A 13319-nucleotide genomic window follows, 5' to 3' on the forward strand; every position below is an offset into this window, starting at 1 on the left:
TTAAAATATGAGTGATATGACATTTAAACAAGCTAAAGAGATAGTTGAAAGACTTGAACTATCAGAACTAAGTCTTAGAAACTCATTTGATAGTATGGACCATGCAAGAAGGTCATTAGATGACTCTGTAATGGAACAAAAAAAAGTTTTAAAAAAACTACCAGAAAAAGATAAAAAAATATCAATTTTATATTTAATTATTATGCTTAATATTGGTTTTATTGGTGGTTTATTTGTTGGAAAATATTTATTATAATTTAGGATAGTTGATGGATAAACAAGAAAAAATTGTATCAATGTTTAATGATATTGCTGGAAGATATGATATAGCAAATAGAATTTTAAGTATGGGAATTGATAAGTCTTGGAGAAACAAGGCTTGTAACAAAGCATTAAGTTTATATAACAAAGAAAGAATAGAAAAAATTGTTGATGTTGCTTGTGGTACAGGTGATATGATTGATTTTTGGAAAACAATTGCAAACAAAAATGGTATTGAACTAAAAAATATTGTTGGTGTAGACCCTAGTGTTGGAATGATGGATGTGGCAAAACAGAAATTTCCAGAAGTTGAGTTTATAGAAGCAGGGGCTGCTCAAATGCCACTTGATAGTAATAGTGCTGATATTATCTCTATTTCTTATGGAATTAGAAATGTAGTTCAAAGACAAGAGGCTTTTGATGAGTTTGCAAGAGTACTTAAAAAAGATGGATTAGTAGTTATTTCAGAGTTTACAAAACAAGAAAAAACTAATATCTTAGACCACTTAACAGACTTTTATATGAATAAAGTTTTACCAACAATTGGTGGAATTATTTCAAAAAATAAAGAAGCTTATAGATATTTACCTGACTCAATTGATGAGTTTTTAACAAGTGATAATTTATGTAAAGAGTTAAGACAAGCTGGACTTGAGCCAATCCATGTAAAATCTTTCTCTATGAAAATCTCTACTCTTATTATTGCAAGAAAAATTTAACTTCTTGCAATAATATTGCAAAGGAAACATTTGAATTCTCCTATTTCTGTATCTACTTTAAATACCCAAATAAAATCTTTACTGGAAACAACTTTTATAAATGTAAGTGTTGAAGGTGAAATTTCAAACTTAACATACCACAACTCTGGACATATCTATTTTTCAATAAAAGATGAAAAATCAACAATCTCTTGTGTTATGTTTAAAGGTAATGCAAAATATTTGAAGTTTAGGCTTGAAGTAGGGCAAATGATAATTATCTCTGGAACAATTACTGTTTATACTCCAAGGGGAAGTTATCAACTTATGTGTTCTAAAATTGAGCCTTCAGGACAAGGAGCATTAGCATTAGCTTATGAGCAGTTAAAATCAAAACTTCAAGCTAAAGGATACTTTGATCAAGAAAGAAAAAAGAAACTACCTTTACTTCCTAAAAAAATTGCCCTTGTAACTTCTCCTACAGGTGCTGCAATTGAAGATATGAAAAAAGTGGCAACTAATAGATGGCCGCTTATAGAATTAATACTTGTACCAACTTTAGTTCAAGGGGAGTCTTCTAAATTTGATATTGTTGATTCAATAAAATATGCTGACTCATTAGATGTAGATTTAATTATTGTAGGAAGGGGTGGGGGAAGTATTGAAGACCTTTGGGCTTTTAATGAAGAGATAGTTGCTGATGCTATTCATAATTGTAGCTTACCAATTATCTCAGCAGTAGGTCATGAAACAGACTTTTTGATTTCAGACTTTGTTGCAGATATAAGAGCAGCAACTCCATCAAATGCCATGGAAATAGCACTTCCTGATATTAATGAGAATAGAATTTATCTAGATACTTTTATAAATGATTTTGAAAAGATTTTGCTTAATCTAGTTAAAAATAAAGAAGTTGAATTAAAAAATATGTATAAATTGTTTGAACAAAACTCTTTAGAATCAAGATTTAATTTTATAAAAGAAGAAATTAAAATATTAAAAGAGAGATTTCATTCAAATTTTAATCAAAAAATACAAAATCATCAAAGTAGATTGAATTTACTAAAAGAGCAGTTAAAATTTAATAATCCTAAAAATAAATATAAAAATGGTTATGCTCAAATTACAATAAATAATAAGCTTATAAATTTAGAAGAGCTTAAGCCAAAAGATAAAATTTTATTACAAACCCCCAAAACAATTGCCTTATGTACAGTAGAAGAATTAAAAAAACAATAATAGTTTAAGTTTACAGTAGATAAAATATAGAAACTTTCTTTATCTAGGGGTTCCCATGAATAACGGTTCTATTGCAAAAAAGATAATTACAAGGATAATAATAGCAGCAGTTATAATAATTGCTATTGTATTAGCAGTGTCCTTTTATATTCTTCTGGGAATTAAACAAGATAATGAAATAAGTACAAAAGACCACTTCCAAATGCTTGTTAAAGAAAGAATAACAGCAAAAATGGATGTTGGAATCTCAAATGCAGTTTCACTTTCAAAGAATAGTGATATTATTCAAGCACTAAAAACAAATAATAGAGCTTTAGCAATTCAAGCACTTAATGAAATATCAAAAGCTATGAAAAATGGAACTAGTTTTCAAAATATAAAAGTACATATACATGATAAAAATATAAATTCTTTCTTACGAAACTGGAAACCAGAAAAATATGGGGATAACTTAAGCTCTTTTAGAAATACAATTTTAGAAGTAGCCAAAACTAAAAAACCTTTATCTGCAATTGAAGTTGGAAGAGCTGGTTTAGTTCTAAGAGGTTTAGCTCCTATCTTTGATGAATCAAATAATTATATTGGTTCTTTAGAATTTATACAAGGGTTTAACTCTGTGGTTAAAAACTTTAAAAAAGATAATGAATTTTTTGTTGTTTTAATGAATGAAAAACTAAAAAGAGGAAACTCTTTAACTGAACAAAATAAAATACAAAACTATTATATTTCTCAAAATAGTATTGATGAAACTTTTAAAAACAATTTGTCCTCTATATCTTTTGATAAACTCTTAAGTGCAGGCTACTCTTCAGATAAGCATTTTTTTTATGCAAGCTTCCCTATAAAAGATTTTAAAGGTCAGGAGATAGGTCTATATATTGCAGCAGATCATAGTAAAAATGTAGATAGTAATTTTATAGAATCAGTAAAATTAATTTTATTTATGATTGCAATGATGATTGTTTTAACTGCATTATTTGTAATTACAATTATTGTTTTATTTAAAAAAACTGTTACAAATGGTTTACTTAAATTTAAAAATTCATTCTCTCACTTTATAGATTTTGTATCTTTTAAAACAAATGTTTTCAAAAGACCAGCTGTTTATACAAATGATGAAATTGCTCAGATGCTAAATATGCTTAATTCAGCAGCAGATATCTTTGATAAAAAATTAAAAGAAGATATGAAAGTAATTGGTGAAATTGTTATGACAACAGATAAAGTAGAACAAGGGATATATAAATGTAGAATAAACTCAAGCTCAGAGAATCCAATGATAGTAACCTTGAAAAATACAATAAATAAGATGCTAGATGAAAATGAGAAGAATATGAATCAACTAGTAACTACCTTAAACCATTATGCAAATGATGATTATAGAGATAAAGTAAATATATCACCAAAATTACAAGATAAGATGTTAGAAGTAATGGAAAGTATAAATAAATTAGGAGAAGAGTTAAGTCAAAGTGCAAAGATGAACTTAACAAATGGAGAGAAGTTAGAAGAGAATTCATCAATAATGACACAATCAATGAATAACCTAGCAGCAAAAGCAAATGAACAAGCAGCAAGCTTAGAACAAACGGCAGCAGCAGTAGAAGAGATAACATCAATAACAAGAAGTAATGCAGAGAATGCAGTAAAAATGGCTAAATTAGGACAAACAGTAAAAAGCTCAGTATCAACAGGAGAGAACTTAGCAAATAAAACAGCAAGCTCAATGGATGAGATAAATGAAAAAGTAAGCTCAATAAATGAAGCAATAACAGTAATAGATCAAATAGCATTCCAAACAAATATACTTTCATTAAATGCAGCAGTAGAAGCAGCAACAGCAGGAGAAGCAGGGAAAGGCTTTGCAGTAGTAGCCCAAGAAGTAAGAAACTTAGCAAATAGAAGTTCAGAAGCAGCAAAAGAGATAAAAGAGTTAGTAGAAGATGCAAACCTAAAAGCAAATGATGGAAAAAAGATATCAGATGAGATGATAGTAGGATATAAAGATTTAAATAATCATATAACAGAGACAATAACAATAATTGAGAATGTATCAAGTGCAAGTAAAGAACAAATGACAGGAATAGAACAAATAAATGATGCAGTAACAATGTTGGATAAAGTAACACAAGAGAATGCAAGTGAAGCGAATCAAGTAAGAACAATAGCAAATGATGTATCCAAGATGGCAAATGAATTAGTAAATGATGCAAAAAATAAGCAGTTTAACTAAAAGGGAAGAAGATGGCAGCAGGACAAGAGACAGTATTAGATGAATACGCATTTTTAGTTAGTGAGACAGATGAAAAAGGTATAATAAGATTTGCAAATGATGATTTTTGTAAAATAGCAGAATATAGTCTAGAAGAGTTAGTAGGGAATCCCCATAATATGGTAAGACATAAAGAAATGCCAAAAAAAGCATTTAAAAGCTTGTGGGAAACAGTACAAAGAGGAGAAACTTGGACAGGATACGTAAAGAATGCAACAAAAACAGGAGGGTACTATTGGGTATTTGCAACAGTATACCCATTTGAGAGTTGTGATGGATCTAAAGGATATTTATCTTGTAGAAGAAAACCATCTAATGAAGAAATTTCTAATGTTGAAAAGCTTTATGCTAAATGGATTTTAGAAGAAGGAGAATAAAATGGAAAATAATATGATGAATAATGAGAGTGAAGAAATTTTAAATAATGCAAATGTAAGTGAATATATGACATTCGAGCTAGGAAAAATGAAGTATGCAATTGAGTTACCAAAGATTAGAGAGATACTAACTTACCCTGAATTGATAACAACTCTACCAAATACTAAAGAGTGGGTAAAAGGTTTAATTAATCTAAGAGGTGAAGTTGTTCCTATTTTAGATATTAGAATAAAGTTTCATACGGGGGAAGTAGTTTATAATGATAGTACGGCAGTTATTGCTGTAATTACAGAAGATAAAAGAATGATAGGTTTAGTAGTAGATAAAGTTGATGATGTACAAAAAATTGATATATCATCTTTAGCTCCTGTATCAGATATGGGTTCTGCAATACCTTCAAAGTATTTAAAAGGTTTTGTTAGACTAGACAATAATCAAATGTTAGTAATTATGGATGTAGAATCAGTAGTGAATAAAAAAGAATTAGTATAAAAGAGTATAGATGGAAGAAAAAATTGAAAGATTAAGATTAATGAAACTTCTCTTTGTAGAAGATGAAGAAGATTTGATTGATATAATTTCAGACACATTAAATAAGTTAAATGTACAATATTTAACAGCTTCAAATGGTGAAGAAGCTTTAAAAATAATTGATGATAATCCAGATATTACAATGATTATAACAGATATAAATATGCCTGTAATGAATGGTTTAGATATGATTAAAGAGTTGAAAAATAAAAAAATTAATACTCCCATAATTGTAATGTCTGCCCACACAGAATTAGAATATATTAATAAAGCAAAAGAATTAGGAGTAAAGGATTATTTACTTAAACCTTTTGATTTTATAAAATTTATTAATCTAATAATAGAATTAGATGAAAGTAATTAATGAATAATCTTGATAGTAAGAAACTTTTAAAAAGGTTGAAAGTACTTTATGTAGAAGATGATTCTAGTGTTAGAAATGAGCTTGTATCATTATTATCAAATTTTTTTGAAAATGTTTTTTTTGCTGAAGATGGGAAACAAGGTTTAGAATTATATGTAGAAAAAAAAGATAGTATTGATTTAATAATTGCAGATATAAATATGCCTAATTTAAATGGTATAGATATGGTTAAAAAAATTAGAGAAATTAATAAAGATATCCCTGTGGTTTTTGTTACCGCATATTCGGATAATGACTTTTTAAGTGAAGCAATAAAATTAAAAGTTTTTGAATACATTATAAAACCTATTGATATTAGAAAACTAATGACAGTTTTAACAGAACTTGCTTCAATAAACTATCATAAATTTATGGTTGAACAACAAAATAAAGAGTTAAAAGAATATAAAGATATTATTTCTTCTAATAATATTGTAATTAAAACAGATGAAAACTTTAATATAGAATATGTGAATAAACTTTTTTGTGATATTACTGGATACAATAAAACAGAATTATTAGGAAAAAGTATTGAAGTCTTAAAACATCCAGACACTCAAGAGAATATATATAATGATATAAAATTATCTGTAAAATCAAAAAAACAATTTAATGAAAGATTGAAAAATCTAAAAAAAGATGGAAGCTTCTATATTGCGGATACAACTATTGTATCTCAGTTAAATGATAAAGGTGAGATTATAGGTTCTTTGATTATTCAAAAAGATGAAACAAAAGAAGTAATAAAAAGAAGAGAAGTTCAAACTCATTTGATAAAAGATAAAGGTGAAATCTTTATAAAAGGTAAAGAAAATACAGCACAATTACAATATGAAATTAACTTATTAAAAGAGAGTATTGAAAAATTAAAAGCAGAGCTAAGAAAAGCAAAAAATGAAAAAGATAAATATATCTACACTGTTGAAAAATATACAAATGAGAATAAAAAATTAAAACTTGAATTAAAACAAATGAAAAAAGAAGTTGATACCTTTGAAGAAAAACATATAATGGTAAAAAAAATAAATAAAGAAAATGCAGATTTAAAAATAGAAAATAAAACTTTAAATGCAAAGTTAGAGAATATTGAACTTCATTATAAAAAAGAAGTGAAACAAGTAAGTGTTAATTATGAAGTTAAAATTGATGATTTAGAACAAGAATTAAGTACTTTAAAAGAGAAATTAAATAGTGTAGAAAATGCCGAAGTTGTCGCACAAAAATTATCATATTGGAAAGAAAAAGCAAAAGTAGAAGCAAAAAAAGTAGAGAAACTAGAAAAAGAAATTTTAAATATCGGAGATAAAGATATTTTAGAAAAACTTTTTGGAAAGGTATAAAAACCTCTCCCAAAGCTTTATTTAATTGTGATTGAAATTATTTTCTGTTCACTTAAGGGTTTATTACCTCTTGCTTGCCCTGAAGTAGGTACATTTTCAATTTTATTTACAATATCCATACCTTTTGTTACATATCCAAAAATTGTATGTCTCCCATTTAACCAATAAGTTGGTACAGTGGTAATAAAAAATTGGCTACCATTTGTATTAGCTCCTGCATTAGCCATTGCTAAAATTCCTGCTTTATCAAATACAGCATTGGGTGCAAACTCATCTTTAAAAGGTTTCCCCCAAATTGATTTACCTCCTCTTCCTGTAGCAGTAGGATCTCCACCTTGAATCATAAAGTTTTTAATAACTCTATGAAAAACAGTTCCATCATAATATCCATCTTTAGAATGAGTAACAAAGTTTTCTACTGCTTTAGGTGCAATATCTGGTCTTAATTCAATTTCAATTTCACCTTGAGATGTTTTCAAAACTGCAATAGGATTTGCTGCATTTAAAACTAAAGTGAAAAAAAACATTGCAAAAAGAATTTTTTTCATAAGAAGTCCTTATATAATAAATTTAAAGAAAATTAGTATATTCATTACATATTTAAAAGATTATTAAAAATTAAGTTTTATATGGGTTTAATTAATGTAAATAATTTATCTAAGGAAAAAGTTGATAAAATTGGATAAAATTAGTGTTAGTAAGTTTATTAATAAATATATTAAATAAAGGGAACAAACGAAATGACAATTGATATGTTGTATAGTAAAATACACAGAGCAACTGTATCCGATGCAAATCTTAATTATGTAGGTTCAATTACTATTGATGAAGAGTTAATGCAAGCTGCTAAACTTAGAGTTGGACAGAAAGTAGAAATTGTTAATGTTAACAATGGTGAAAGATTTGCAACTTATGTAATAAAAGGAAAAGCTGGTAGTAAAGATATGTGCTTAAATGGTGCAGCAGCTAGAAAAGTAGAAATTGGAGATAAAATTATAGTTATATCTTATGCTTCATATAATGAAGAAGAATTAGAAACTTATAAACCAACTGTTGTTATAGTTGATGATGAGAATAATATTGAAACAATAACAAATGAACTTGTAGGAAGTGACCATGTTTGATGGAATTGATTTAAGTAAAATTAATTTGAACGAAGTTATGGGGCAAGTTCAAGAAATGGCTGATAAAGCAAAAGAAGAAAATGCAAATAAAATATTTACTTCAAAAGCTGGTGGTGGAATGGTTGAAATGTCAATTAATGGAAATAGTGAAATAATTGATTTGAAAATTGACAATTCATTAATGGAAGATAAAGACTCTTTACAAATTTTATTGATTTCGTGTATGAATGATCTACTAAAACAAAGTGATGAAAATAAAAAATCAATGGCAATGAATATGATGGGTGGTTTTGGTTCATTTGGACAAAACTCATAATAATATGAAACAACTACTAAATACTTTTGAAAATTATCTAAAAGATAATTTACCTCAATCAAAAACCTTTCATCCCCATTTTGAAGAAGCATTAGGTTTAATGCTTGATGCTGGGGGAAAGAGATTTCGTCCAATGCTACTTCTTAGTGTTGTTAAATCAAAGAAATCATTATTATTAGCTAATTCTTTAGATGTAGCATTAGGTTTAGAAATGTTGCATACTTATTCTTTGGTTCACGATGATTTACCAGCTATGGATAACTCTGATTTAAGAAGAGGTTTCAAAACCTTACATAAAAAATTTGATGAAGTAACAGCAATTCTTGTTGGTGATGCCTTAAATACTGAAAGTTTTAATAAAATAGCAAATGCATCGTTACATAACGATGTAAAAATAGAGTTAATAAAAACTTTAAGTGCTGATGGAGGAATTGATGGAATGATAATTGGTCAAGCTATTGATTGCTTTTTTGAAAATCAAAAATTAGAATTATCTCAATTAGAATTTCTACATATACATAAAACAGCAAAATTAATAGCAGCAAGTCTTAAAATGGGTGCAATAATTGCAGAATATGATGATATTACAAAAAAAAATCTATATGATTTTGGAATAGATTTAGGCTTACTTTTCCAAATACAAGATGATATAATAGATGAAACTAAATCAGAAGAAGAAGCAGGTAAAACAACTTCTAATGATAGTAATAAAAATTCATTTGTAAATCTTTTAGGCTTAAAAGGAGCAATAGATTCTGCTAATGAGTTGGCAAAAAAATGTGAACTTTCTTTAGATTCTTTTGAAGAAACTTTATCTAAAAATTTGAAAGAATTACTTTCAGAATACCTGTATAGACATACTTTATAAAACTTTAGTCAAATATACTCATACTACTTGACAATTAATCAAAAATTTTATAAAATTTGGCACTCTAAATTTTTGAGTGCTAAATTTTTTAAAATAAAATTTTATAGGAGAATTAAATGAATTTTAAACCGTTAGGTAAAAGAGTTCTTGTACAAAGAACTGAAGTAGAAGAAAAAACAGCAAGTGGAATTATCCTAGTTGATTCTGCAAAAGAAAAACCAAATACTGCAAAAGTTATTGCAATTGGTTCTGAAGTTTCAGAATTAAAAGAAGGCGATATTATTGTATTTGAACAATTTAGAGGAACTGAACTTTCTTTAGAAGGTGAAGATTACTTAGTATTAGATATTGAAAATATTATAGGAGTTATGTAAGATGGCAAAAGAAATTACTTTTAGTGATAGTGCAAGAAATAGATTATTTACAGGTGTTGAGAAATTAGCTGATGCTGTAAAAGTTACAATGGGACCAAGAGGTAGAAACGTACTTCTACAAAAATCGTTTGGTGCTCCGGCTATTACGAAAGATGGTGTATCTGTTGCAAGGGAGATTGAACTTGATGATACATTAGAAAACATGGGTGCTCAACTTGTAAAAGAAGTTGCATCTAAAACAGCTGATGAAGCAGGTGATGGTACAACAACAGCAACTGTTTTAGCACAGTCTATTTTCAAAGAAGGTTTAAGAAATGTAACTGCTGGTGCAAACCCAATTACATTAAAAAGAGGTATGGACAAAGCAGCTGAAGCAATTCTTGCTAACTTAAAAGCATCTTCTAAAGAAGTTGCCAATAAAACTGAGATTGAGCAAGTTGCTACAATTTCTGCTAACTCAGATAAAGCTATTGGTTCAATGATTGCTGAAGCAATGGATAAAGTTGGGAAAGATGGTGTTATTACTGTTGAAGAAGCAAAAGGTATTTCTGATGAATTAGATGTAGTTGAAGGTATGCAATTTGATAGAGGATACCTTTCTCCATACTTTGTAACTAATTCTGAGAAAATGATTACAGAAATGGAAAACCCATTTATTCTTTTATATGACAAAAAAATCTCTAACTTAAAAGAGATGTTACCAATTTTAGAATCAGTTAATCAAGCAGGAAGACCATTATTAATTGTAGCAGAAGATGTAGATGGTGAAGCATTAGCTACTTTAGTTGTAAATAGATTAAGAGGTTCTTTAAATATTGCAGCAGTTAAAGCTCCTGGTTTTGGCGATAGAAGAAAAGCTATGTTAGAAGATATTGCTGTATTGACAAATGGTACAGTTATTTCTGAAGAAATGGGAATGAAACTTGAAACTGCTGATTTCTCTTGCTTAGGAAGTGCAGCTAGAGTTGTTATTGATAAAGATAACACAACTATCGTAGATGGTACAGGTGAAGCTGATAAAGTAAATGGAAGAGTAAATCAAATCAGAGCAGAGATTGAAAATACAACTTCTGACTATGATAGAGAAAAATTACAAGAAAGACTTGCAAAACTTTCTGGTGGTGTTGCAGTTATCAAAGTAGGTGCTGCTACTGAAACTGAAATGAAAGAGAAAAAAGACAGAGTTGATGATGCATTAAGTGCAACAAGAGCTGCTGTTGAAGAAGGTATTGTAATTGGTGGTGGAGCTGCATTAATTAGAGCTGCATCTAAAGTAAAATTAGAGCTTGATGGTGATGAGCAAATTGGTGCAGATATTGTATTAAGAGCTATTAAAGCACCTATGAAACAAATTGCTACAAATGCTGGTTTTGATGCTGGTGTTGTTGTAAATGAAGTTGAAAGAGCTGACAATGAAAACTTTGGATTCAATGCTGCAACTGGTGAGTATGTAGATATGTTCGAAGCAGGAATTGTTGACCCAGCAAAAGTTGAAAGAGTAGCAATGCAAAATGCTGTATCTGTAGCATCATTACTTTTAACTACTGAAGCAACAGTAACTGATATTAAAGAAGATAAACCATCAACTCCAGCTATGCCTGACATGGGAGGAATGGGTGGAATGCCTGGTATGATGTAAGCAAAGGTTTGAGAAAGAGACCTGCGTCTCTTTCGTCCTTTGCGCAGGCGAAAATGATGTGCCAAAGGCACCATTGAGCCCGAAAGATAGAGTTCTCATCTGAAGGTGATGTGCTTTAGCACCACCGTGTCCGTAAGGAAGTCCGAAAAAAACATTAAACACAGTTTTCAAACTTTAGTTTGAAACATGTTTGAGCGAAAGAAAAGGCAATAGTTTTAACCTTTGCCTTTAAAAATTCCCCATAAAAAAAGGGAAAAGATTTCAAACCTTTTCCCTTTTTTACATTATTCTTATAAATAAAACTTATATTTATAAATCTACTTTATAGTAAATTATTTATATTGAGTTTTTAACAATACTAAGATAAAAAATCCTTTGTCATTTGCACCTCCATATTGTTTTGTTAAAGTAATTATGCTCCTAGAAAGCTTAAAGTTTAATAAAATAATTTATCTAAGTTTTTGAGAGATTTTTTATGAAATTGAAGATAACTAGAATCTTCTTCTCCTTTATAAACAAAAAAAGATGTGTTATTAATATTAAAAAGCAATTTAAAATCTTTTTTATTTAGTGTATTAAATTCAAAATGTGTTTGAATATATTTGTCTTGATATTCTTCGAATACTAAATTTTTAAAGGAATCTTTTTTTATTTCGTTATTTTGTATTAAAAAATCTTTTCCTTTATTAACTTGTGGACAAGAACTATCAATATATATAATATTGTCAATATTGGGACTTAAAGGATAAGTTCTACAAACAGTAGGTCGATTCTCATAAATTGAACATTTATAATCATTCAAATAAGGACATTTGTCAATACCATTTGTTAGAAGTATTACTGGTTTTATAAAGTTTAATTCTTTCCCAAAAATAAAAAGTATAGGAAAGTTTTTATAAACATGTACAAATTCTTCTTTTAAAATTTGTGAAAATAAAGTTCCATAAATACCATGACAACAATTAGCATCACAATCTTTGCAGTTTCCAAAAGTAAAGTTTAAGTTTTTAGTGGAGATAAAATCTTTCATTAATTATAGTGTAACTAATTTTTGTTAAAATAGTTAGAAAATAAAAAATGGATAAGTACTAATGAAAGAAAAATTAAAAAAAATTATTATAGAAGCAGGAACAATCCTTAAAAAAGGATATTATTCTGAAAAAGAGGTAGACTTTAAAGCAAAAAAAGATTTAGTAACAAAATATGATGTTGCAGTAGAGAATTTTCTAAAAGAAAGATTTACTGAAGAGTTTAAAGAGTTTAATATTATTGCAGAAGAATCTAATAATGAAAATATAGAATTTAATGACTCAATAATTATTGACCCTATTGATGGAACAACAAATTTTGTAAATCAAGTACCACATACTGCTATCTCAGTAGGAGTTTACAAAAATAAAAAATCATATATAGCAATAGTATATAATCCAATATTAGATGAACTATATGAAGCTGAAAGAGGTAAAGGTTCTTTTTTAAATGGTAAGAAAATAGAAGTATCTAAAGAAGATGATTTTCAAAAAGCACTAATTTCTACAGGTTTTCCCTACACAAGTGGAACAAATAAAGAAGATTTAGATGATGTTATCAAAAAAATTAATATAATTCTTCCAAAGTGTCAAGATATAAGAAGACTTGGTTCAGCAGCACTTGATTTATGTTATGTTGCAAGAGGAACATATGAAGCTTATTATGAAATGAATTTAAAAGCATGGGATGTAAGTGCTGGGATATTAATTCTAACTGAAGCAGGAGGTATGGTCTCTAATATATTTGAGAAAGAATATGATTTATTTAATGATAAATATATTGTGGCTACAAATACAAAACTACATAAGCAGCTAATAAACTTATTACAAAAATAAAGTAAGTTTTA

16 protein-coding genes are annotated in these 13319 nt (G+C 28.0%); 14 read left to right on the forward strand and 2 right to left on the reverse strand.

Annotated features, from left to right (window positions below; genetic code table 11):
- Positions 1–7: 7 nt before the first annotated feature.
- The 8 genes from CP965_RS12150 to CP965_RS12185 are packed head-to-tail and all read left to right on the forward strand — an operon-like array spanning position 8 to position 7122.
- Positions 8–256, forward strand: coding sequence for a hypothetical protein (locus CP965_RS12150; protein ID WP_129062379.1), 249 nt, complete (start codon positions 8–10; stop codon positions 254–256).
- A gap of 13 nt (positions 257–269) precedes the next feature.
- Positions 270–980 carry a bifunctional demethylmenaquinone methyltransferase/2-methoxy-6-polyprenyl-1,4-benzoquinol methylase UbiE gene (gene ubiE / locus CP965_RS12155; protein ID WP_129062380.1) on the forward strand — a complete coding sequence of 237 codons (711 nt, stop codon included), beginning with the start codon at positions 270–272 and terminating at the stop codon, positions 978–980.
- Between the two features lie 30 nt (positions 981–1010).
- Positions 1011–2198, forward strand: coding sequence for an exodeoxyribonuclease VII large subunit (xseA, locus tag CP965_RS12160; RefSeq protein ID WP_129062381.1), 1188 nt, complete (start codon positions 1011–1013; stop codon positions 2196–2198).
- Between the two features lie 55 nt (positions 2199–2253).
- The gene (locus tag CP965_RS12165; RefSeq protein ID WP_129062382.1) at positions 2254–4431 is read left to right on the forward strand and encodes a methyl-accepting chemotaxis protein; all 2178 of its coding nucleotides are present in this window, start codon (positions 2254–2256) and stop codon (positions 4429–4431) included.
- Between the two features lie 11 nt (positions 4432–4442).
- Positions 4443–4847 carry a PAS domain-containing protein gene (locus CP965_RS12170; protein ID WP_129062383.1) on the forward strand — a complete coding sequence of 135 codons (405 nt, stop codon included), beginning with the start codon at positions 4443–4445 and terminating at the stop codon, positions 4845–4847.
- Between the two features lies 1 nt (position 4848).
- Positions 4849–5340 (forward strand): chemotaxis protein CheW, encoded by a 492-nt coding sequence (locus CP965_RS12175; protein WP_228712723.1) that lies wholly within the window; start codon positions 4849–4851, stop codon positions 5338–5340.
- 10 nt (positions 5341–5350) lie between these two features.
- Positions 5351–5743 carry a response regulator gene (locus CP965_RS12180; RefSeq protein ID WP_129062384.1) on the forward strand — a complete coding sequence of 131 codons (393 nt, stop codon included), beginning with the start codon at positions 5351–5353 and terminating at the stop codon, positions 5741–5743.
- Positions 5743–7122, forward strand: a complete 1380-nt coding sequence (locus CP965_RS12185) for a response regulator (RefSeq protein ID WP_129062385.1) — start codon at positions 5743–5745, stop codon at positions 7120–7122. Before CP965_RS12180 ends, CP965_RS12185 begins: the two co-directional genes overlap by 1 nt.
- 17 nt (positions 7123–7139) lie before the next feature.
- Here CP965_RS12185 and CP965_RS12190 read toward each other — a convergent pair whose 3' ends face one another.
- Positions 7140–7670, reverse strand: coding sequence for a peptidylprolyl isomerase (locus tag CP965_RS12190; protein WP_129062386.1), 531 nt, complete (start codon positions 7668–7670; stop codon positions 7140–7142).
- Positions 7671–7862: 192 nt separating this feature from the next.
- Between CP965_RS12190 and panD the strand changes: the two genes are divergently transcribed.
- From panD to groL, 5 genes are all read left to right on the forward strand, one after another.
- On the forward strand, positions 7863–8246 hold the full coding sequence (gene panD / locus CP965_RS12195; RefSeq protein ID WP_129062387.1) for an aspartate 1-decarboxylase: 384 nt from the start codon (positions 7863–7865) through the stop codon (positions 8244–8246).
- Positions 8239–8562, forward strand: coding sequence for a YbaB/EbfC family nucleoid-associated protein (locus CP965_RS12200; RefSeq protein ID WP_129062388.1), 324 nt, complete (start codon positions 8239–8241; stop codon positions 8560–8562). The genes panD and CP965_RS12200 overlap by 8 nt, the downstream gene beginning before the upstream one ends.
- Before the next feature lie 4 nt (positions 8563–8566).
- The gene (locus CP965_RS12205; RefSeq protein ID WP_129062389.1) at positions 8567–9430 is read left to right on the forward strand and encodes a polyprenyl synthetase family protein; all 864 of its coding nucleotides are present in this window, start codon (positions 8567–8569) and stop codon (positions 9428–9430) included.
- Positions 9431–9546: 116 nt separating this feature from the next.
- Positions 9547–9804: a co-chaperone GroES gene (gene groES / locus CP965_RS12210; protein ID WP_129062390.1), complete on the forward strand. Its 258-nt coding sequence runs from the start codon at positions 9547–9549 to the stop codon at positions 9802–9804.
- 1 nt (position 9805) lies between these two features.
- Positions 9806–11443, forward strand: a complete 1638-nt coding sequence (gene groL, locus CP965_RS12215; RefSeq protein ID WP_129062391.1) for a chaperonin GroEL — start codon at positions 9806–9808, stop codon at positions 11441–11443.
- 436 nt (positions 11444–11879) lie between these two features.
- Here the strand turns inward: groL and CP965_RS12220 are convergent, their stop codons facing one another.
- Positions 11880–12473, reverse strand: coding sequence for a YkgJ family cysteine cluster protein (locus tag CP965_RS12220; protein WP_129062392.1), 594 nt, complete (start codon positions 12471–12473; stop codon positions 11880–11882).
- Positions 12474–12534: 61 nt separating this feature from the next.
- Between CP965_RS12220 and CP965_RS12225 the strand changes: the two genes are divergently transcribed.
- On the forward strand, positions 12535–13308 hold the full coding sequence (locus CP965_RS12225; RefSeq protein WP_129062393.1) for an inositol monophosphatase family protein: 774 nt from the start codon (positions 12535–12537) through the stop codon (positions 13306–13308).
- The last annotated feature ends 11 nt before the right edge of the window (positions 13309–13319 follow it).

This window comes from Halarcobacter mediterraneus (genome assembly GCF_004116625.1).
In the GTDB taxonomy this organism is placed as follows: domain Bacteria; phylum Campylobacterota; class Campylobacteria; order Campylobacterales; family Arcobacteraceae; genus Halarcobacter; species Halarcobacter mediterraneus.